Origin of the sequence: Nocardia transvalensis NBRC 15921, assembly GCF_000308875.1 — a bacterium.
Classification (GTDB): domain Bacteria; phylum Actinomycetota; class Actinomycetes; order Mycobacteriales; family Mycobacteriaceae; genus Nocardia; species Nocardia transvalensis.
Window position 1 is genome coordinate 162,452 of the sequence record NZ_BAGL01000004.1, and the last position, 21,355, is coordinate 183,806.

The 21,355-nt window shown below is 69.2% G+C and carries 19 protein-coding genes; 13 read left to right on the top strand and 6 right to left on the bottom strand.

Annotated elements, in window-relative coordinates; genetic code table 11:
- Positions 1-54: 54 nt before the first annotated feature.
- The 4 genes from ON41_RS03145 to acs all read right to left on the bottom strand — a co-directional run bounded on the left by ON41_RS03145 (position 55) and on the right by acs (position 5,048).
- A complete protein-coding gene (locus ON41_RS03145; RefSeq protein ID WP_040744909.1) occupies positions 55-1,002 on the bottom strand; it encodes an alpha/beta fold hydrolase in 948 nt (315 codons plus the stop codon).
- Between the two features lie 24 nt (positions 1,003-1,026).
- Positions 1,027-1,548, bottom strand: a complete 522-nt coding sequence (locus ON41_RS03150; RefSeq protein WP_040744910.1) for a phage holin family protein — start codon at positions 1,546-1,548, stop codon at positions 1,027-1,029.
- A 35-nt stretch (positions 1,549-1,583) separates the two neighbouring features.
- Positions 1,584-2,798, bottom strand: coding sequence for a Na+/H+ antiporter NhaA (gene nhaA, locus ON41_RS03155; RefSeq protein ID WP_040745011.1), 1,215 nt, complete (start codon positions 2,796-2,798; stop codon positions 1,584-1,586).
- 288 nt (positions 2,799-3,086) lie between these two features.
- Positions 3,087-5,048 carry an acetate--CoA ligase gene (acs, locus tag ON41_RS03160; RefSeq protein ID WP_040744911.1) on the bottom strand — a complete coding sequence of 654 codons (1,962 nt, stop codon included), beginning with the start codon at positions 5,046-5,048 and terminating at the stop codon, positions 3,087-3,089.
- 401 nt (positions 5,049-5,449) lie between these two features.
- Between acs and ON41_RS03165 the strand changes: the two genes are divergently transcribed.
- The 5 genes from ON41_RS03165 to ON41_RS03185 all read left to right on the top strand — a co-directional run bounded on the left by ON41_RS03165 (position 5,450) and on the right by ON41_RS03185 (position 11,495).
- Positions 5,450-7,042 carry a peptide ABC transporter substrate-binding protein gene (locus ON41_RS03165; RefSeq protein WP_246460934.1) on the top strand — a complete coding sequence of 531 codons (1,593 nt, stop codon included), beginning with the start codon at positions 5,450-5,452 and terminating at the stop codon, positions 7,040-7,042.
- A 20-nt stretch (positions 7,043-7,062) separates the two neighbouring features.
- On the top strand, positions 7,063-7,989 hold the full coding sequence (locus tag ON41_RS03170; protein ID WP_040744913.1) for an ABC transporter permease: 927 nt from the start codon (positions 7,063-7,065) through the stop codon (positions 7,987-7,989).
- Positions 7,982-8,941 (top strand): ABC transporter permease, encoded by a 960-nt coding sequence (locus ON41_RS03175; RefSeq protein ID WP_040744914.1) that lies wholly within the window; start codon positions 7,982-7,984, stop codon positions 8,939-8,941. The genes ON41_RS03170 and ON41_RS03175 overlap by 8 nt, the downstream gene beginning before the upstream one ends.
- A complete protein-coding gene (locus ON41_RS03180) occupies positions 8,941-10,632 on the top strand; it encodes a dipeptide ABC transporter ATP-binding protein (protein WP_040744916.1) in 1,692 nt (563 codons plus the stop codon). Before ON41_RS03175 ends, ON41_RS03180 begins: the two co-directional genes overlap by 1 nt.
- Positions 10,633-10,751: 119 nt before the next feature.
- Positions 10,752-11,495 carry a Fic family protein gene (locus ON41_RS03185; protein WP_040744917.1) on the top strand — a complete coding sequence of 248 codons (744 nt, stop codon included), beginning with the start codon at positions 10,752-10,754 and terminating at the stop codon, positions 11,493-11,495.
- 448 nt (positions 11,496-11,943) lie between these two features.
- Here ON41_RS03185 and ON41_RS03190 read toward each other — a convergent pair whose 3' ends face one another.
- Positions 11,944-12,786 (bottom strand): HAD family hydrolase, encoded by an 843-nt coding sequence (locus tag ON41_RS03190; protein ID WP_040745015.1) that lies wholly within the window; start codon positions 12,784-12,786, stop codon positions 11,944-11,946.
- Between the two features lie 380 nt (positions 12,787-13,166).
- Between ON41_RS03190 and ssd the strand changes: the two genes are divergently transcribed.
- From ssd to ON41_RS43615, 7 genes are all read left to right on the top strand, one after another.
- Positions 13,167-14,312: a septum site-determining protein Ssd gene (gene ssd, locus ON41_RS03195; RefSeq protein WP_063709825.1), complete on the top strand. Its 1,146-nt coding sequence runs from the start codon at positions 13,167-13,169 to the stop codon at positions 14,310-14,312.
- Positions 14,309-15,496 (top strand): TadA family conjugal transfer-associated ATPase, encoded by a 1,188-nt coding sequence (locus tag ON41_RS03200; protein WP_040744918.1) that lies wholly within the window; start codon positions 14,309-14,311, stop codon positions 15,494-15,496. Before ssd ends, ON41_RS03200 begins: the two co-directional genes overlap by 4 nt.
- Positions 15,493-16,356 carry a type II secretion system F family protein gene (locus tag ON41_RS03205; protein ID WP_306307769.1) on the top strand — a complete coding sequence of 288 codons (864 nt, stop codon included), beginning with the start codon at positions 15,493-15,495 and terminating at the stop codon, positions 16,354-16,356. The genes ON41_RS03200 and ON41_RS03205 overlap by 4 nt, the downstream gene beginning before the upstream one ends.
- Before the next feature lie 181 nt (positions 16,357-16,537).
- Positions 16,538-16,981, top strand: a complete 444-nt coding sequence (locus tag ON41_RS03210; protein ID WP_306307770.1) for a type II secretion system F family protein — start codon at positions 16,538-16,540, stop codon at positions 16,979-16,981.
- 57 nt (positions 16,982-17,038) lie between these two features.
- Positions 17,039-17,251: a DUF4244 domain-containing protein gene (locus tag ON41_RS03215; RefSeq protein WP_373281310.1), complete on the top strand. Its 213-nt coding sequence runs from the start codon at positions 17,039-17,041 to the stop codon at positions 17,249-17,251.
- Between the two features lie 35 nt (positions 17,252-17,286).
- A complete protein-coding gene (locus ON41_RS03220; RefSeq protein ID WP_040744921.1) occupies positions 17,287-17,598 on the top strand; it encodes a TadE family type IV pilus minor pilin in 312 nt (103 codons plus the stop codon).
- A complete protein-coding gene (locus ON41_RS43615) occupies positions 17,595-18,200 on the top strand; it encodes an Rv3654c family TadE-like protein (RefSeq protein WP_083905096.1) in 606 nt (201 codons plus the stop codon). The genes ON41_RS03220 and ON41_RS43615 overlap by 4 nt, the downstream gene beginning before the upstream one ends.
- Before the next feature lie 83 nt (positions 18,201-18,283).
- Here ON41_RS43615 and sftH read toward each other — a convergent pair whose 3' ends face one another.
- Positions 18,284-20,674: a DEAD/DEAH box helicase gene (sftH, locus tag ON41_RS03225; RefSeq protein WP_051160906.1), complete on the bottom strand. Its 2,391-nt coding sequence runs from the start codon at positions 20,672-20,674 to the stop codon at positions 18,284-18,286.
- Between the two features lie 435 nt (positions 20,675-21,109).
- Between sftH and ON41_RS03230 the strand changes: the two genes are divergently transcribed.
- On the top strand, positions 21,110-21,316 hold the full coding sequence (locus ON41_RS03230) for a cold-shock protein (protein ID WP_011206895.1): 207 nt from the start codon (positions 21,110-21,112) through the stop codon (positions 21,314-21,316).
- Positions 21,317-21,355 lie beyond the last annotated feature (39 nt).

The window sequence follows — 21,355 nt, forward strand, 5'->3', positions numbered from 1 at the left end:
GTGTCGTGCGTAACGAGGTAGACCGTAGAACCTGGAGCCAGCTCCAGGTCAAGCTCAGCCGAGCAGTGTCGCCACTTCACTCGTCACCAGGTCCGGGCTCTCCTGATGCGCGAAATGCCCGGCGCCGGGAATCGTGACCACCCGGCGGTCGGGCGCGAGCCGGAATTCGCGCCGGATGGTGGAGTCGAGGATGTACCGGTCGTCCTCGCCGTGCAGCGCCAGCACCGGCACCCGGACCGGCTCGCGCATGACCGACATGAACCGGGCCCCGTCCGGCCGCCACTGGCTACGGAACGCCCAGCGCTGATATTCCAGCGCGCAGTGCGCGACGCCGGGCACGCGGATCGCCGCGCGCATCCGCCGTGCGGTGTCGACGAATTCGGCGGTGGCCGACCACGGCGCACCGGCCCGCTGGCGCAGCAGCCGCTCCACCTCGTAGCCGTCGTTGACGGTCAGCAGGCGCTCGCCGTAGCGCGGCGGCTGATATCGCAGGAAATTGGGCAGCCAGGCCGCGCGCTGCCGGCGGTCCCGCAGCACCGCCTGCTTGAGCGCGGCCGGATGCGGCGAACTCACCAGTGCGATGGACCGCACCAGCCGCGGATGCAGTATCGCGGTCGCCCAGCAGACCAGCCCGCCCTCGGCGTGGCCGACCAGCGTCGCCTCGCTGTGGCCGAGCGCGCGGATCAGCCCGGCCACGTCGCCGGCGAGCGTCCAGCCGTCGTAGCCGCGCGGCGGTTTATCGGAATCGCCGTAGCCGCGCAGATCGACGGAGACGACGCGATACCCCCGCTCGGCCAGTCCGGTCAGCTGATGCCGCCACGACCACCAGAAGTCGCCGAACCCGTGCAGCAGCACCACCAGCGGCGGATCCGCCACGGTGGCGCGCCGCGCCGGTTCGGCCTCGACGACGTGGAAACGAATGCCGTTGGCATGCACGTCCTTATGGGTCCACGGTCCGTCGTAGCGAACGCTGGACGGATCCGGACTCGGATTCGACGACACGCCGATAGAGCGTAGTCGGCGCGTCTACCTACCCGGCTGATCGGCCGAGGTAGCCACGCTGTCGAGCGCGGCGTGGTCGCCGTGCGAGCCGCGACCCTGCGGCAGCACGGAGCGAGTTTCCTTCAGCGATTCGATGGTCTTCTCCGGCGCGCGCAGTCGTCGCACCTTCAGATAGCCGAGGAATCCGAACAGCGCGACCGCGACGATCATCAGCGCGAACACGATCAGGAACGCCGCCCAGCGGTACAGCCACACGTCGAGCAGTTCGGCGAGGAAGAAGAAAAAGAAGAAGGAGGAGAACAGCAGGATGGTCAGCGCGACGATGAAGAAGACGCTGCCCTGCAAACCCTTTCGGATCTCACCGGTCACCTCCGCCTTGGCCAGCGCCACCTCGGCGCGGACCAGTGTCGACATCTGCTCGGCGGCATCGCGCACCAGATCACCGATGCTGGCGTTTCCCGTGGTGTCGACCTCGGACAGCGGAATAGCGGTGATTGTCCGGTTGCGACCCCCGTCGTGCCCGTTACCGCCGTTTGTGACGCTCAATGCTCGACCCTTCTCATGTCCCGGTGCTGTCCGGCCTACTCGCGTGTCGCGGCCGCCTCGGCGTGCCGTCGCGCCTGATGTGCGCGGCCCCGTCGCAACAGTAGCGCCGAACCGATCAGGGACGCCGCCATTGACGTCAGCAACACGGCTGCTTTCGCCAGTTCGGCGGCGGCGACATCGTCCGCCAACGCGAGTTCTGCCACCAAGAGGCTAACGGTGAAGCCGATCGCGCCGAGTACCGACAGGGCGAACATGTCCCGGTTGACGAGTCCGGCGGGCCGTTCGGCGATGCCGAGCCGGATCGCCAGCCAGCTCGTGCCGAACACGCCGAGGGTCTTCCCGGCCAGCAGCCCGACGATGACGGCCAGCGCGAGCCTGCTGGTGAACAGCTCCCCGAACACCGCCGCCGACAGCGGGACGCCGGCGGCGAACAGCGCGAACAGCGGCACGCAGACGCCCGCCGAGATCGGCTGGAACAGATGCTCCAGCCGCGTCGCCGGCGCCTCGTCCTCGCCGGGATCGGGCCCCACGCGGGTGAGCAGTCCGCACGCGACGCCGGCGAGGGTGGGATGAATACCGGCCTCGTGCAACGCGTACCAGGACACCAGGGCCAGCGGAACGTAGATCAGCGGCGAACGCAGCCGCAGTCGCTGCGCCAGCCACCAGCCGAGGAAGCAGGCCGCGGCGGCGAGCAGCCACCCGATCGCGATGCCGGCGGTGAACAGCACCGCGATCAGCACGATCGCGATGAGGTCGTCGACCACGGCGAGGCTGAGCAGGAACACCCGCGCCGACGCCGGGATCCGGGATCCGGTCAAGGCGAGGACGGCCAGCGCGAACGCGATATCGGTCGCGACCGGGATGGCCCAGCCCCGGTCCATGCCGTCGATCCCGTACCCGATCGTGAAGGCGATCACGGCGGGCAGGACCACCCCGCCGACCGCGGCGATGATCGGCAGGACGGCGCGCTTACGATCGGCCAGCTCACCCACCACGAGTTCGCGCTTCAGCTCGAGCCCCGCGACGAAGAAGAAGATCGCCAGCAGCCCGTCCTTGGTCCACTCGGCCACGCTCAGCTCGAGATGCAGCGGCGGAATCGGCAGACGAGCGTCCGCCACCGCGAAATACCCTCCACTCCACGGGGAATTGGCCCACAGCAGCGCGATCGCCGCGGCCACGAGCAGCAGCGCCCCGCCGACGGTCTCGGTACGGAGATAACGGGCGAGTTCGGAGCGGAGCGCACCAATCATGAAGGCCTTTCGGTCGACGTCGAACCACACGCCGACCAGACTTCCCGGCACTCCTTACGCAATTCTAACGGGTTCGTCCGGTGTGTCCCCGTCCGCATCCGGGTACTGCAGTCCGCCTCGCTCCCTGTTTCCGGCGCGCTTTTGGCCGGAAACCGTTCTTGGCCCCGGCCAAAAGCACGCCGGGGCCAAGAAGGTGTGGGCACTTGCCGGGGCGCGGGCGTGTGCCTGTGCTGGGGCGCGGGCGTGTGCCTGCCGGAGGGAAGTACCTACGGAGGGAGGTCCGTTCCCCTACCAGTTCGACTTCTGGGCGCGGATGGCCTCGAAGACGTTGGGGTCGACCAGGGTGGAGGTGTCGCCGAGTTCGCGACCCTCGGCGACGTCGCGGAGGAGGCGGCGCATGATCTTGCCGGAGCGGGTCTTGGGCAGTTCGGGGACGATGTGGATCTCGCGGGGGCGGGCGATGGGCGAGATCTCCCGCGACACTTCGGCTTTCAGCTCGCCGACCAGATCCTGCCCGGTGTTCTTCGCCTCGCCGGTGAGGATGACGAACGCGACGATGCCCTGCCCGGTGGTGTCGTCGCTGGCGCCGACGACCGCGGCCTCCGCCACGCCGTAGTGCCCGACGAGCGCCGACTCCACCTCGGCGGTGGAGATGCGGTGACCCGAGACGTTCATCACGTCGTCGACGCGGCCGAGCACCCACAGGTCCCCGTCCTTGTCGAGCTTCGCGCCGTCGCCCGCGAAGTACCAGCCCTTCGCCGCGTAGCGCGCCCAGTAGGTCTCGCGGTAGCGGTCCGGGTCGCCCCAGATGCCGCGCAGCATCGACGGCCACGGCTGATCGAGCACCAGGTAGCCGTTGGCTTCGCTCTCGCCGAGCCGGACGGCGTTGCCCTCCTCGTCCACGACCTGTGCGGAGATTCCGGGCAGCGGGCGCATGGCGGCGCCGGGCTTGGCGGCGGTGACCCCGGGCAGCGGCGAGATCATGATGGCGCCGGTCTCGGTCTGCCACCAGGTGTCCACGATGGGCGCGGAGTTGCCGCCGATGACATCGCGGTACCAGCGCCACGCCTCGGGATTGATCGGCTCACCCACCGAACCGAGCACCCGGATGCTCGACAGGTCGTGCGCGGCGGGGATCTCGCGGCCCCACTTCATGAAGGTGCGCACCAGCGTCGGCGCGGTGTAATAGATTGTGACGCCGTACTTCTCGACGATCTGCCAGTGCCGGTGCTCGTCGGGAAAGTTGGGAGTGCCCTCGTAGACGACCTGCGTGGCACGGTTCGACAGCGGCCCGTACACGATGTACGAGTGCCCCGTCACCCAGCCGATATCGGCGGTGCACCAGTACACGTCGTCGCCGGCCTTGTGGTCGAACACGGTGTGGTGGGTGTAGGACGCCTGGGTCAGATAGCCGCCCGAGGTGTGCAGGATGCCCTTCGGCTTCCCGGTCGTGCCGGAGGTGTAGAGGATGTACAGCGGGTGCTCGGCCTCGAAGGCACTGCACGCGTGGTCCGATGACGCGTTCGCGACGGTCTCGTGCCACCACAGGTCGCGGCCCTCGGTCCACGGCACCTCGATCTCGGTGCGGCGCACCACGAGTACGTGCTCGACACTCGAGGGAGTGCCCCCGTGCGCGTACAGCGCCTCGTCCACGGCCTCCTTCAGCGGGGCCGCCTTACCGCGCCGCCACTGCCCGTCGGTGGTGATCACCAGGCGGGCCTCGGCGTCGTCGACGCGCTGGCGCAGGGCCGAGGGCGAGAATCCGGCGAACACCACCGAATGCGTCAGTCCGAGGCGGGCGCACGCCAGCATCGATACGATCGCCTCGGGCACCATCGGCATGTAGATGGCGACCCGGTCGCCCGCCTCGAGCCCGAGTTCGGTGAAGTAGTTCGCCGCCCGCGAAACCTCGGCCAGCAGATCGGAATACGTGATGTCGCGGGAGTCGCCCGGCTCGCCCTCCCAGTGGATGGCGACCTGATCGCCGTGCCCGTCCAGGACGTGGCGGTCCACGCAGTTGTAGGCGACGTTCAGCTTGCCGTCGGCGAACCAGCGCGCGACCGGCGCGCCGCTCCAGTCCAGCACCTGGGTGAACGGCTCGTGCCAGTGCAGCCGGCGGGCCTGCTCGGCCCAGAAGGCGTCGCGATCCGCGGCGGCCCGGTCGTAGAGAGATGCGTCGGCATTGGCGGCGGCGGCGAACTCCGCCGTGGGCGGATACACGTCCCGGTGTTCAGCGGTGGTATCGGTCATCTCGTCTCTTCCTTCACATGCGCTTCGGCCGGGGTGACCGCGGCCACGTTCCCGACCCTAGTGGACCGTGCCGGAGGTGGTGTTCGAGTCCCGATCGGCGGTTGCCGAATGTTGCGGCGGTGACCGTCCGGTCCGGCCAACTGCTCAGTGTCGCCGCCCATCGATGATCGAATCGCAAACCTGTGACCGTTATCGTTGTGCAATGTGTCACGCCCGCATGCCATCATGAGTCGGCCATGTTGCCGGATTGCTAACAAGGCGAACAAACCCCGTGCGATCCGCTGACAAGGACCGACCGGGTGGCTACTGTCCGACTCACCAGGCGGATCGGGCGACGCGCGTGGGAGACCCCTGTGCGTGCTGCCGGTCGGCCGAGCCCTTCCTGGAATCGGGAGTTTGCGTTGAGACTGAAGACGATCACCGCGCTGGCCGCGGCGGCACTGGTGGCCACGAGCCTGGCACTGACGGGCTGCTCCTCCGGCGGCGACACCGACCTCGTCACCGTCAACGGCGGCGAACCGCAGAACCCGCTGGTACCCACCAATACCAACGAGAATATGGGCGGCCGGGTGACCGATCGGCTGTTCGCCGGGCTGAAATATTACGACGCGGAGGGCAAGGCCCACAACGAGATGGCGCAATCGATCGAGAGCGCCGATCGTCAGCACTACACGATGACGATCAAGCCCGACTGGAAGTTCGGCGACGGCACCCCGGTCACCGCGAAATCCTTCGTCGACGCCTGGAACTACGGCGCGCTGGCCACCAACGGCCAGGTGCAGAACTGGGCCTTCGCGCAGATCGCCGGGTATGACGAGGTCTCGGCGAATCCGCCCACGGCACAGACGATGTCGGGCCTGAAGGTGCTCGACGACCACACCTTCACCGTGGATCTGAAGCAGCCGTCGATCGATTTCGAACTGCAGATGGGCTTCGCGCCGTTCTATCCGCTGCCCGAGGTCGCCTACAAGGATATGAAGGCATTCGGGGAGAAGCCGATCGGCAACGGCCCGTACAAGCTCGACACCTGGGAACACAACGTCAAGATCGATATGACGCCCAACCCCGACTATCACGGTGCGCGCCCGGCCAAGAACAAGGGCCTGCGGTTCGTGATGTACCAGTCCTACGAGACCGCGTACGCCGATCTGCAATCCGGCAATCTCGATGCGCTGGACGTCATTCCGGATACCGCGCTCGCCACCTACAAGCAGGACCTCGGCGACCGCGCGATCAGTAAGCCGATCGCCTACAGCCAGCACATCGGCGTCCAGCAGAACGTGCCGCATTTCGCCGGCCCCGAGGGCGTGCTGCGCCGCAAGGCGCTCTCGATGGCGATCAACCGGCCGCAGATCTCGGAGAACATCTTCCACGGCACCCGCGTCCCCGCACGCGATTTCACCGCCTTCACCCTCGACGGCTTCCGCGACAATCTGCCCGGATCCGAAGTGCTGAAATACGATCCGGACGAGGCCAAGAAACTGTGGGCGCAGGCCGACGCGATCTCGCCGTGGTCGGGCACCTACCAGATCGCCTACAACTCCGACGGCGGTCACCAGGCGTGGATCGAAGCGGTCGCCAACAGCGTGAAGAACGTCCTGGGCATCGACGCGGTCGGCGTGCCGTATCCGACGTTCAAGAACATCCGCGACGAGATCAACGCCAAGACCGTGGGCAAGGCGTTCCGCTACGGCTGGCAGGGCGACTATCCGTCCATGTTCGAATTCCTGACCGCGCTGTACCTGACGGGTTCGGGAACCAACAACACCGACTACAGCAGCCCGGATTTCGACCGCCTGCTGTTCGCCGCGCAGTCCGCGCCCACCCCCGACCAGGCCTACGATCTGCTCGCCCAAGCCCAGCAGGTGCTGTTCAAGGATATGGCCGACATCCCGATCTTCGACTACAACGTCGCGGCCGGACGCTCGGACCGCGTGACGAAGGCCGAGGTCACCTGGAGCGGCCTGTTCGACTTCGAGAACATCGAGAAATAGCGCCCACGGGGGAGTGACACATGGCTTGGTACGTCGTGCGGCGGCTACTCCAGATGATTCCGGTTTTCCTCGGAGCGACGCTGCTCATCTACGCGATGGTTTTCCTGATCCCCGGCGACCCGATCCGGGCGCTGGCGGGCGATCGGCCGATGACGCCCGCGGTCGAGGCCACCCTGCGGGCCCGGTATCACCTGGATCAGCCGTTCTTCATCCAGTATCTGGAATATCTGAAAGGCATTCTCACCTTCGATTTCGGCACCTCGTTCTCGGGCCGCCCGGTGCGTGACGAGCTGGCGCGGGCCTTCCCGATCACGCTGAAGCTGGCGCTCATGGCGGTCTTCATCGAGGGCGTCTTCGGCGTGCTGTTCGGCCTCATCGCCGGGCTGCGCAAGGGCAAACTCTTCGATTCCACGATGCTGGTGCTCAGCCTGGTCGTCATCGCCGTGCCCATTTTCGTGATCGGCTTCCTCGCGCAGTTCCTGCTCGGCGTGAAATGGGGTATCGCGCCCGTCACCGTCACGGGCAAGGCGAGTTTCACCGATCTGCTGGTTCCGGCGTTCGTGCTGGGGTCGCTGTCGTTCGCCTATGTGCTGCGGCTGACCCGGAATTCGGTGGCGGAGAACATGACCGCGGACTACGTGCGCACCGCCACCGCCAAGGGCCTGAGCCGGCGACGGGTGATCGGGGTGCACATCCTGCGGAATTCGCTGATTCCCGTGATCACCTTCCTCGGCACCGATCTCGGCGCGCTGATGGGCGGCGCGGTCGTCACCGAGGGCATCTTCAACATCCCTGGCGTGGGCGGGACGCTGTTCCAGGCGATCACCCGCGGCGAGCCGCCCACGGTCGTGGCCTTCGTGACGGTGCTGATCGTGATCTTCCTGATCTCGAACCTGGTCGTCGACCTGCTGTACGCCGCACTCGACCCGAGGATCCGCTATGCCTGAGGAGACGACCGAGACCCGCGAGATCCGGCCCGGGCAGGAGCATTTCGTGGCGCCGGCGGACGAGGTCGAGGTGCTGGCCACCGACCGGCTGGACGAGACCACCACCCCGACCAGCGTCTGGCGCGACGCCTGGCGGCAGCTGCGGCGCAATCCGATCTTCGTCATCGCCGCGCTGCTGATCGTGTTCGTGCTGCTGGTGGTGATCTGGCCGGGGCTGTTCACCGATCAGGACCCGCGGTACTGCAGCGGCGATTTCAGCATGCATCCGCCCGGGGGCGGCCATCCGTTCGGCTTCGACAAACAGGGCTGCGACATCTTCGCCCGCACCGTCTACGGCGCGCGGGCGTCGGTGGTCACGGGCATCGGCGCGACGGCGATGTTCGTCCTCGTCGGCGGCGTATTGGGCGCTCTCGCGGGCTATTACGGCGGCCTGTTCGATTCGATCGTGTCGCGCATCGCGGAGATCTTCTTCGCGCTGCCGCTCATGCTGGCCGCGATCGTGATCATGCAGCTGCTGGAGTCGCGCACCGTATTCACCGTGATGCTGATCCTGGCCTCGTTCACCTGGCCGCAGGCCGCGCGCATCGCCCGGGGCGCGGTGATCCAATCCAAGAACAGCGAATATGTCACGGCGGCAAAGGCATTGGGGGTGTCGCGGTTCCGCATCCTGCTGCGGCACGTGCTGCCGAACGCGGCGGGTCCGCTGATCGTCATCACCACGATCTGGCTCGGTGTCTTCATCGTGACCGAGGCGACCCTGTCGTACCTCGGCGTCGGCCTGTCCCGCACCATCGTGTCCTGGGGTTCGGATATCGCCGCCGACCAGAAGGAGATTCGCACCTCGGCGATCCTGTTCTATCCCGCGACGGCGTTGGCGCTCACCGTGCTCAGCTTCATCATGCTGGGCGACGCGGTGCGCGACGCGCTGGATCCCAAGGCCCGCAAGAGGTGATGGCGATGGACCCCCTGCTCGAAGTCCGCGATCTCAACGTCAGCTTCACCGCCGACGGTAAGACGCTGCCCGCGGTCACCGGCGTGAATCTGTCGGTGTATCCGGGACAAACCGTGGCGATCGTCGGCGAGTCCGGCTCCGGGAAGTCGACGACCGCGCACGCCATCATCGGCCTGCTGCCCGGCACCGGCAAGGTCACCTCCGGGTCGGTCGTCTTCGACGGCAAGGACCTGACGGCGGCCTCGGACCGGGACATCGTGGCCGTGCGCGGCCGCGGCATCGGGTTCGTCCCGCAGGATCCGATGTCGAATCTGAATCCGGTGTGGAAGGTCGGCTTCCAGATCCAGGAAACGCTGGAGGCCAACGGGATCGCCAAGGGCAAGGCGGCGCGGGAGCGGTCGATCGAACTGCTGGCCGAGGCCGGGATGTCGGATGCCGAGCGGCGGGTCAACCAGTACCCGCACGAATTCTCCGGCGGTATGCGGCAGCGCGCCCTCATCGCCATCGGGCTGTCCTGCCGGCCGAAACTGCTGATCGCCGACGAGCCGACCTCCGCGCTCGATGTCACTGTGCAACGGCAGATCCTCGACCACATGGACCAGCTCACCGGCGAACTCGGCACCGCGGTGCTGTTGATCACGCACGATCTGGGCCTGGCCGCCGGGCGCGCCGAGCACCTGGTGGTGATGTATCGCGGCCGGGTCGTGGAATCCGGTCCGGCGCTGGGGATCCTGCGCGATCCGCAGCACGCCTACACCAAGAAGCTGGTCAACTCCGCGCCCTCGCTGGCCTCGCAGCGGCTGTCCTCGGTGCGCAAGCGGGCCGAGGTGCGGGAGCAGTCCGTGCAGGCGGCCGGGCAGCTGATCGAGTCGGACGCCGAATTCGCCGCCGCCGACGATGTCGTGGTGGTGGAGAATCTCACCAAGGTGTTCAAGATTCGTGGCAGCACGCCCTGGAAGTCGTCGGATCTGACCGCCGTCGACGACGTGTCGTTCCGGCTGCGCCGGGGCACCACGACCGCCATCGTCGGCGAGTCCGGCTCCGGGAAATCGACTGTCGCGCAGATGGTTCTGGGCCTGCTCGCGCCGACCTCGGGGCGCGTCACCTTCGACGGGCGCGAGGTGGCGACGCTGAACAGCAAGGCCGCCTTGGCATTCCGGCGTCGCGTGCAGCCGGTGTTCCAGGACCCCTACGGCTCGCTGGACCCCATGTACTCGATCTACAGCACCATCGAGGAGCCGCTGCGGACGCATCGCATCGGCACCTCGAAGGAGCGCGAGGCGACGGTGCGGGACCTGCTGGACAAGGTGTCGCTGCCCGCCTCCGTGATGCGCCGCTACCCCAACGAGCTGTCCGGCGGCCAGCGGCAGCGGGTGGCGATCGCCCGCGCGCTGGCGCTCTCGCCGGAGGTGGTGGTGTGCGACGAGGCGGTCTCCGCGCTCGACGTGCTGGTCCAGGCTCAGATCCTGAACCTGCTCAACGAGCTGCAGGCCGACCTCGGCCTGTCCTACCTGTTCATCACCCACGACCTCGCCGTCGTCCGCCAGATCGCCGACGACGTGGTCGTCATGCAACAGGGCCGCATCGTGGAAGCCGCCGAAACCACGGAGGTCTTCGACAACCCCACCTCCGACTACACCCGCCGCCTCCTCGACGCCATCCCGGGAAGGGACCTGCTCCGCACCGCCTAGCCACCACCTACCGGCAACCCCTCCACGACATCCCCCTTGTTTCCGGGCATCCCCCTTGTTTCCGGCACGCTCTTGGCCGGAAACCACCCCCGCACCGCCCTCGAGTAGCGTGGTCACCCGTGACCGACGTGCTCCAGCCCCTCGCCGACCTGCCCGGCGTCCGCGATGCCGCCGACCGGGCCCGCGACGCGCTCGCCGAGGTGCACCGGCACAAGGCGAACCGGCGCGGCTGGCCCACGACGGCGGCCGAGGCCGCGGTGCGCGCGGCGCGGTCCTCGGCGGCGATCGACGGCGGCAGCACCGAGCTGCCCGCGGACGGTCAGGTCGCCGATCCGATCCTGGCCGGATCGCTGCGGGTGGGCCAGGCCCTGGACGGCGACGCGCTGCGGAATCTGGTCGCGGTGTGGCAGCGCGCGCCGCTGCAGGCGCTGGCCCGGCTGCACCTGCTGGCGGCCGCCGACCTGGTGACCGATCCGGAGCAACTCGGCCGTCCGCGATCGGACTCCGGCATCGCCGACCGGCTCGACCTGCTCGCGCAGACCGTCCTCACCTCGAATGCCCCGGCCCCCGTCGTCGCGGCCGTGGCCCACGGCGAACTGCTGGCGCTGCGGCCCTTCGGCACGGCGGACGGCATCGTCGCCCGGGCGGCGTCCCGGCTGGTCTGCGTGGCCAGTGGGCTGGACCCGCACAGTCTCGGCGTACCGGAGGTGTTCTGGCTGCGGCGGCGGCAGGCGTACCTGGACGCGGCCGACGGCTTCGGCGGCGGTACGGCCGACGGGGTGGGCGGATGGGTGATCCTGTGCTGCGGGGCGCTGGAAGACGGTGCGCGCGAAGCCCGTTCGATCGCCGACTCCATGGCCTGAGAGACCCCCTACACGTCGAAGCGGGCGGTGTAGTCGTTGCCGACCTCACCGCCCGCTTGCACGGACGACCCGGTTACCATGCGTGCTTCTCGGGGTTGTGTTCTGCGGCCTCGGCGATTGCCGTACCCCGGCGGTTCATCCCCGCAACCTGTGCGAGGCCCTCGCCGCCGAAAGCCCGGATTTCGCAAGCCCACAACGCTACTGCCCTTGCGCGGCGTGCTCCGCGTGGGTGCCTGGTGCCCGTGCAAGGAAGGGTGGGATGGGAGATCGAATCTTCTCTTCCGATCCGGTCTTGGCCTTCCGTCCTTCCGTGGCTCCATTGTTACTCTGTGTGCCCGGTCACAGCAAGGGTTGGGGAAACATTCGAATAATCGGCGTGTCGGCCGGTGTTTCGTGTTTCCTTTGATAGTTGGTGTCAATAACGGGCCGGTGGATCCGGAGTCGGAACTCAGCGGCGCCGGCGGAGCAGCCGGTAGCTGATCGCGCCCGCCAGCACCGCGCTGACGCCGACGGCCGCGGTCGCGGCGACGGTGGTCGACGAGGGCGCCGGCAGGCGAGCCCACAGCGACACCGGATTCGAGAAGGTCAGCACCGGCCATCCGCGAGATACCGCTTCCCGCCGCAGATTTCGGTCCGGATTGACCGCGGTCGGATGGCCGACGGCGTCGAGCATCGGTAGATCGGTGATCGAATCGGAGTACGCGTAGCACCGCGACAGGTCGTAGCCCTCGGTGCCGGCCAGCCGCCGGATCGCCTCGACCTTGCCCTCGCCGTAGCAGTAGAAGTCCACCGCGCCCGTGTATTTGCCGTCCTCGACGACCATCCGGGTGGCGGCGGTGAAGGTGGCGCCCAGCGCGTCGGCGATCGGCCCCACGATCTCCTCGCCGGAGGCCGACACGATCACCACATCGTGGCCGCGGATCTTGTGGTCGGCGATCAGGTCGGCGGCCTCGGCGTAGATGAGCGGGTCCACCAGCTCGTGCAGGGTCTCCGCGACGATGGCCTTGACCTGGCCGACATCCCAGCCGGCGCACATCTTCGTCAGATGTTCGCGCATGCGCTCCATCTGGTCGTGGTCGGCGCCGGACAGCAGGAACAGGAAGTGCGCGTAGCTGCTCTCCAGGACGGTCCGCCGATTGAGCAGGCCCTGATCGAAGAACGGCTTGCTGAACACGAACGCGCTGGACTTCGCGATCACCGTCTTGTCGAGGTCGAAGAAGGCGGCGACGCGGGTGCCGTGCCCCGTGCTCGTCCGTTCCTCCGCAGCTGTCAGGTCGCTCTCGGCCGTCACGCGGTCCAGGATAGGGAGAATTTCGGCCACCGTCGTGGCCGGGTGCCGGTGGCGGCGGGCGGGCGCTCGCCGCGGGCCGGTTTGCCGCCGTGACGCCGGGTATCGGGGGTGAAACTTCCTCGGCCGGTGGACTTGCGTTTCCGCCGGGGCCTGGGTGTAGTATTGCTGGCACCTGGACATAGTCCAGGCGCGTTCAGCCCGACCCCCCGGGGCTGAACCCGACGGCCCCAGCCTCCTCCCCCCCCGGCTGGGGCCGTCCTCTATTTTCAGGACCTTTGTGTGTGGTACTCGGGGTACACCGCTCGCTCACAGCCCCGGAGTTATCCACAATCGCCGGTCGAGGGCTGGTCCCGCCGCTCCCCGCGGATCAGGCTTTCCCCATGAATTCCCTTGCTGCGAACCAGGATTCCGGTGGCGATCCGACGCTGGTTCTCGTCGCCGATCAGCGACTGCGCGCGGAGGTCGGCCGGGTGGCGGCCGCCGCCGACCGGCGGGTGGCCGAGGCTCGGATGCCGGTCGGGCGGCATGCCTGGTCCGGGGCGGTCATGGTGATTCTCGACACGGCGGCGGCCCGCGACTGTACCGCCGCCGGCTACCCCCGCCGCGCCGCCGTCCTGCTGGTGACCGAGGGCGAACCGGGTTTGCTCGACTGGCAGGCCGCGGCCGCCGTCGGCGCCGAACGGGTCCTCGCGCTCCCCGATTCCGCCGACGTCCTGATCGAATCCTTCGCCGATCACACCGGCCGCGGTCCGGGCGACGGCGCGGTGGTCGCGGTCGTCGGCGGAGTCGGGGGCGCGGGAGCCTCCACGCTGGCCGCGGCCGTCGCCCTGACCGGCGCCGCGTCCCGGTTCCGGCCCGACACGATCCTGATCGACGGCGACCCGCTGGGCGGCGGTATCGACCTGCTGCTCGGCCTCGAATCCGAGCCGGGCCTGCGCTGGCCCGACCTGGTCGTGGAGGAGGGCCGGGTGGCCGCCGCGGCCCTGCACGACGCGCTGCCCTCGCCCTCGCCCGGTCTCGCGGTCCTCGCCTGCGTGCGCGCGGTACCCGGCGCCGATCCACCCGCCATCGGCTCGAGCGCGGCCCGCGCCGTGGTCGAGGCCGGGCGCTCCGCCGGTGATCTGGTGGTCTGCGATATCTCCGCCGAGCGCGGCCCGCACGCCGATCACATGCTGGATGCCGCCGATCTGGTGGTGCTCGTCGTCCCCGCCCGCCTTCGCGCGGTGGCCGCGGCCCGTGCCGTCTCCGCTCGAGTCCATCGGCGAAATCCCCATCAGGCCTTGATAGTTCGAGGTCCCGCGCCCGGCGGCCTGCGCGCCGCGGAGATCGCCGAGGCCCTCGCGCTGCCCGTCCTCGCGGCCATCCGTCCCCAACCCGCCCTCGCCGCCCGCCTGGAACGCACCGGTCTCGGCTCGCCTCGCGGCCCGCTGCGCACCGCCGCCTCCGCGGTCCTCGCGGCCCTCATGGAAGACCTCGATGACCATGCACAACCCTTGGCGCAGTTGCGCACTGGCGGTGTGCGATGAGTGAGCTGGTGACGACCGACCTGCTGGATCGGGTGCGCGAGCGGCTGGCGGCCGAGTCGGCGGACCTCGATCCCGCGCGGATGGCGGCGGCGATCCGGGCCGAAGCCGGTGGGGTACTGGGGGATACCGATCTGCTGCGGGCACTGCGGCTGCTGCAGACGGAGATGACCGGCGCGGGCGTGCTGGAACCACTACTGCACGACCCGGACGTCTCCGACGTGCTCGTCACCGGGCCCGATGCGGTCTGGGTCGACCGCGGGCGCGGCCTGCGGCGGGCCGCGGTGTCGTTCCCGGACGAGGCCGCGGTGCGCCGGCTGGCGCAGCGGCTGTCCCTGGCGGCGGGCCGCCGCCTCGACGACGCGCAGCCGTGGGTGGACGGGCGGCTGCCGGGATTCGAAGGCACGCTCGGCAATTCGTTCGGCGTGCGCCTGCACGCCGTGCTGGCGCCGATCGCGCACGGCGGCACCTGCCTGTCCCTGCGGGTGCTGCGGCCCGCCAGTCAAGGGTTGGAGGAATTGGCCGCCTCGGGTTCGGTGTCCGCCGGGGCGAAAACCCTGCTGGAGCGCATTATTCGCGCGCGTCTGGCCTTTCTCGTGGTCGGCGGAACCGGCGCGGGCAAGACCACCCTCCTGTCGAGCCTCCTTGCGAAAGTCGCCGCGGCCGAACGCATCGTCTGCGTGGAGGACGCCGCCGAACTCGCCCCACCGCATCCGCACGTGGTCCGGTTGGTGGCCCGCACCGCGAACGTCGAGGGCGCGGGCGAGGTCACCGTCCGCGACCTGGTCCGCCAGGCCCTGCGGATGCGCCCGGACCGCATCGTCATCGGGGAGGTCCGCGGTGCGGAGGTGATAGACCTCTTGACAGCGCTCAACACCGGTCACGACGGCGGGGCGGGCACGGTCCACGCCAACTCGCCCCGGGAGGTGCCCGCGCGCCTGGAAGCCCTTGCGGCACTGGGCGGTATGAGCCGCGCCGCCCTGCACAGCCAGCTGGCCGCCGCCGTCCAGGTCGTCCTGCACGTTCATCGGCGCGCCGACGGCGCCCGGCTGCTCCGCGAGATCGGCCTGGTGATCCGTGACTCCGATGGCGAGGTCCACATCGAACCCGCGTGGCGCGCGGACGGTTCCCACTCTCCGGCCGCTTCCGGCCTGGAGCGCCTGCTCGCGGATCGGCTCGCGGCATGACCGCCGTCGGCGTCGGATTGCTGGCGCAGGCGTATCCGAGTGCCCATGGAATTGTCGGAGCCCGGCAGATGAGCGCGGTCCTGGGCTGCCTGGCGGTGGCGTTGGCGGTGTTGCCGGACGCTGCTGCGCGTCGGCGGTTCGCGCGGGTGCTCGGTCGGGTGCGTTCCGCGTGGAAAGTGCCGTCGCGTCTGGTCTTTCGCGTCGGCGTCGGGCTCGGCGTGGCCGGGGCAGCCGTTATGGGGATCGGTCCGCTGCTCGCGATCGTCGTCGTGGTGGCCACCGTATTCGTCCGTCGTCGGCAGGCCGGTTCCGATCGGAGACAGGCCGCCGAATGCGCCGCGCTGGTCGAGGGCCTGGAGACGGTGGTCGGTGAGCTGCGGGTCGGTGCTCATCCGAGTGCGGCGGCCGCGACCGCCGCGAGCGAGGTCGGCGGATCGGCGGGCCGGGCATTCGCGGTGTGCTCGGCCCGCGGGCGGCTCGGCGGGTCGGCCGCGGCCGGTCTCCGCGATCCGGAGTCGGTCATCGCGACCGAACTGGCCCGCGTCGCCGACGCGTGGCAGGTCGCCGAGCGCCACGGCCTGGCGCTGGCGGACCTACTCGCCGCCATGCGCGCCGACCTGGTGAGCCGCAGCCGTTTCCGAGCACGCACGGTAGCCGCGCTCGCCGGGGCAAGAGCGACCGCCGCCGTCCTCGCCGCACTCCCACTCCTCGGGATAGCACTCGGCCAGCTGATCGGCGCCGCCCCCCTACAAGTCCTACTGACCTCCGGTCCCGGAACCGTCCTGCTCCCCCTGGGAACCAGCCTGGCCTGCGCAGGAGTCCTGTGGACAGAAGTCATCACGCGAAAGGTCCTCACATGACCGGGCGACATCCGAGAGAGGCGCTGTCGTGAGCGGTGCATCGATTCCGTTGGTGATGTTGGCTGTTGCGGTTGTGCTGGTGCCGGGACGGGCGAGTCCGTTGGTGCGGTTGCGGGTGAGTTCGGTTCGGCGGCAGGGGGTTCGGGGGCGGCGGGCGTCGCCGAAGGTGGATCCGCTCGCGATGTCGTCGGCTCTGGATCTGCTCGTCGCGTGCTTGCACACGGGGTTGCCGGTGGGTGCGGCCGCGGCGGCCGTGGCTCCCGGAGCGCCGGAACCGTTCGGCACAGCATTGCGGCGGGCCGCCGATCTGATGGCGCTCGGCGCGGACCCGATCGCCGCCTGGGATCGTGCCGCCGCCGAGGCGGGCGCCGCGGAGGTCGAGGCCCTGGCCCGGCTGGTCCGGCGGTCGGCGCGCTCCGGGGCCGCCCTGGCGGGCGCGGTCTCGGAACTGGCCGGGCAGTGCCGCGGCGCCGTCGAAGATGCGACCGCGGCCCGGGCCGAGCGGGCCGGGGTGTTGATCAGTGGCCCTCTCGGGCTGTGCTTCCTGCCCGCCTTCGTCTGCCTGGGCATCGTGCCGGTGGTCGCCGGCCTGGCCGGGCGCGTGCTGGAAGGCGGGCTGCTGTGATCACGCGAGAACTCCGGTGCGGACCGGCCGCACCGGCGGAGGGGAAAGGGGACGACGGTGCGCTCGACAGTGCGAACGGCGGTGCTGGAGTTGCGCTCCCGCCTGATCCAGGCGGCGGTGGCCGACGACGGCATGAGTACGGCGGAATACGCGATCGGGACGATCGCCGCGGCGGCCTTCGGGGCGGTGCTCTACACGGTCGTCACCGGGGACTCGATAGTGAATGCCCTGACCAGAATCATCGATCGCGCGCTCGCGACGGAGGTCTGACCGAGGAGCGGCGCCGCACCGGTGACGCCGGTGCGGTGACCGTGGAGGCGGCGATCGCCCTCGCCGCCCTCCTCGTCGCTGTCGTGCTCTGCCTGGGCGGCCTGCTGGCGGCGCCGACCCAGATCCGCTGTATCGACGCCGCCCGCGAGGCGGCCCGGCTGGCCGCCCGCGGCGCCGGCGCCGATGCCCTGCCCGCCGCCCGCCGGATCGCCCCGCCGGGCGCCCGCATCACCCTCCGCACCGACGGCGACCACATCACGGCCCGCGTCACCGCCGGAACCCCGCTCCTCCCGCTCGACCTGCACGCCGAGGCGATCGCGGTCCGCGAGCCGGGAGAACCCGAATGATCAGGTCGTGGCGGAGCGATGTGGGAAGCGCCACGGTGGCCGCCTGTCTCGTAGTAACGGCCCTGGTGTCGGTGACCGCCTTGATCGCCCATGTCGGGACCGTGGTCGCGGCCCGGCACCGCGCCCAGACGGTGGCCGATCTGGGGGCATTGGCGGCGGCCGGGGAATTGCGGTCGGGAGCCGAGGCCGGATGTGCGCGAGCCAGGGAACTGGGGGAGCGCATGCGGGCGCGGGTCCAGTCGTGCACGGTGGCGGAATGGGACGTCACCGTCACCGTGATTGCGACGGTGTCTTTGGGCCCGCTCGGTTCCCGGTCGGTGCGTGCGACCGCACGTGCGGGCCCGGCGGACGAACGGGTATCGGCGTCCGCCAATTTAAAGACCGTACGGTTGGTGTTCGAATTGCGTGACCCGAGCCACAATTCCCCGCGAGTACCCGGGGAATCGACCAATTATGTGGCCGGGAATTCTGGTATCGCTAATTTTCAATTTGTCCGCAGAGCGCTATACGAGCCCGCGGACCCCGCTGCAAATCACCGGAGCAATGCTTCAGTTAATATGAACACAATCCTATTTATTCATACCGGGCCACGGCCACCGTGACGCGCAACGCTGGGCCGCCCGCGCGCTCGGTCCGGCGGGCGGCATCGCGACACGATCTCCTCGCGATGACCGATTCGTCACGTTCAGGGATCCACGTCGTGATCCGGCGGATCGTCCGGAAGCTCTGCGAGTATCGCCGTCAGCAGCGCAGCCGCGGCGGGCTTGTCCAGCGGCTGGTTGCCGTTGCCGCACTTGGGCGACTGTACGCAGGAGGGGCAGCCGCCGCGACAGCCGCACGAGTCGATGGCCCCGAGCGTCGCCGCCAGCCACGTCCGCAGCCGCGCGAACCCGCGCTCGGCGAAGCCGGCGCCGCCGGGATGGCCGTCGTAGACGAACACGGTGGGCAGTCCGGTATCGGGATGCTCGGCCGTGGAGACGCCGCCGATATCCCACCGGTCGCAGCTTGCGACCAGCGGCAGCATTCCGATCGCCGCGTGTTCGGCGGCGTGCAGGGCGCCCGGTACCCGCTTCGGATCGATCCCGGCCCTGGCCAGCAGCATCGGCGTGACCGTGTACAACACCGCCCGGGTCGTCAGCCGCTGTTCCGGCAGTTCGAGTTCCACCAGGTCCAGGACCTCGCCGGTCGGCAACGTGCGCAGATATCCGACCACCTGGCGGGTCACGCATACCCGGGCCAGCGCGGCCACGACCGGGCCGTGGACCTGCTCGGTGGTCGTCTCGTCGATGGTGATCGACGTCAGCGCCCGCGCGCTGGTCGTCCAGCCCGGCTGGTCGGCGTGCACGAACGCCACCCCGCCGTCGAGGTCCAGCTCGTCGACGACATAGGTCTCCCCTTGATGCAGGTGTACCGCGCCCGGATGCAGCGTGGCCGGGGCCCGCCCGGCGTCGGCGGTGCCGAGCAGCCTTCCGCTCTCCTCGTCGACAATGGCCACCGGCGCCCCGATCCCGCCGCGCACGTCGACGGCGTCGTGCGGCTGATCGGCGGCAGTGGCGAACCAGCGCGCCGGGCCCTTCCCGCCGGTCCGGCGGCGCAGCATGCCCTGCTCCGCGAACTCGTCGGCCAGCCCGGTAGCGCCCAGCTCGATGATCTCGGCGTCGGTCAGCGGCTGTTCCAGGGCCGCGCACAACAGATGCGGTCCTAATACATAGGGGTTGCGCGGGTCGGTGATCGTCGCCTCGACCGGGCGTCCGAGCAGCGCCTCCGGATGATGCACCAGGTACATGTCGAGCGGATCGTCCCTGGCCACCAGCATGACCAGCGATCCCTGCGCCCGCCGCCCCGCACGCCCGGCCTGCTGCCGGAAGGAGGCGACCGTGCCGGGGAATCCCGCGATCACCACCGCGTCCAGTCCCGCGATATCGACCCCGAGCTCCAGCGCCGTGGTCGTCGCGGCGCCCAGCAGCGAGCCGTCCGACAGGCCCGCCTCCAGGTCACGGCGGTCCTCGGCGAGGTATCCGGCCCGGTAGGCGGCCACCCGCGCGGCCAGCTCCGGATCGACCTCGGCCAGCATGCGCCGGGTCTCCATGGCCACCACCTCCGCGGCCCGCCGCGAGCGCACGAAGGTCAGCGTGCGGGCGCCCTCGACCACCAGATCCGTCATGATCCGGGCCGCCTCGGCGGTGGCCGGCCGCCGCACCGGGGCCCCGTTCTCGCCGCTGACCGCGGGTAACAGGGCGGGTTCCCACAGGGCGACGGTGCGCGCGCCCTGCGGCGACCCGTCCTCGGTGACCGCGGTGCAGGGCGCGCCGATCAGCCGGGACGCGGCGGCCGCGGGATCCGCGGTGGTGGCCGAGCACAGGACGAAGACCGGGTCGGCGTCGTAGTGCGCGGCGATCCGCCGCAGCCGCCGCAGCACCAGCGCCACGTGCGAGCCGAAAACCCCGCGATACGCATGGCATTCGTCGACCACGACGTAACGCAGCCGCTTCAGCAGGCGGGCCCACCGCTGATGCGACCGCAGGATGCCCAGGTGCAGCATGTCCGGGTTGGTGAAGACCCACCGCGCGTTGGCCCGCACCCATTGCCGCACCTCGGCCGGGGTATCGCCGTCGTAGGTCGCGGGGTGGACATCCCGCAGCGGACCCTCGTGGGTGAGAGTTCCGGTCGCGCGCAGCTGGTCCGCGCCCAGCGCCTTGGTAGGGGAGAGATACAGCGCCGTCGCCCGCGGCTCCCGCAGTAACGAGGACAGCACCGGCAGCTGATAACCCAGCGATTTACCCGACGCGGTACCCGTGCACACCACGACGTGCCGCCCGCCCGCCGCCAGTTCGGCCGTCCGCATCTGATGCGACCAGGGTGCGTCGATACCGGATTCGCGCAGCGCATCGACCACTTCCGCCGGCGCCCAGGAAGGCCATTCCGTGGTCTGCGCGGCGCGGGCGGGCAACTCGGTGACATGAGTGAGTCGATCATCCGCATCGGGAAGTCCTGAAAGGACACGATTCAGCAACGATCGACCATAGCTTGTTTGTTCAGTAGGCCGAGTCGTAACGGACGGGTCGGTCGGATTCATCGAACTGAGACTCCGGTTGGCAAGGAATGTGTGAATCGTGTGTGGTGCAGATGTCCTACCTGCCTTTTCATCACCGAGCAGCGATCTGCGTCACAGCCTGTTTGCCTGACACTCGCTCGGTTATCTCGAAGCAAACCTACTCCAAGTCTGGATTTGGGCATTGTGGCCCTCACCTGCGCATTCGCAAGATCATCTTTTTTGCAAATTGTCGGTAACTCGACTGTTGAATTCCCGGAAGACATGGTTCACTGGTTCCTGGTCGCAAGCTTCTGTGTTCGAGGGAACGGATCAAAGGTCCAAACCATCAGCAGGATCGATGTTGCGAACGGTGTGCTTGATGCTTCCTGCAGGGGGAACAGAGTACAGCGGTCGGAACGGACCCGGTGGACGAACCAATCTTGTCCGCCGTTCCGGTATGGAAAGAGAAGGAACAGAATGGCACAGGGAACTGTGAAGTGGTTCAACGCGGAGAAGGGGTTCGGCTTCATCGCGCCCGAGGACGGCTCCGCTGACGTCTTCGTCCACTACTCCGAGATCCAGGGTTCGGGCTTCCGCACCCTCGAGGAGAACCAGAAGGTCGAATTCGAGGTCGGCCAGGGCACCAAGGGCCCGCAGGCCACCGGAGTTCGCGCGCTCAGCTGAGCGGGCTAACCCAACAAGGTCCGATCGCTCGTCCCTCAC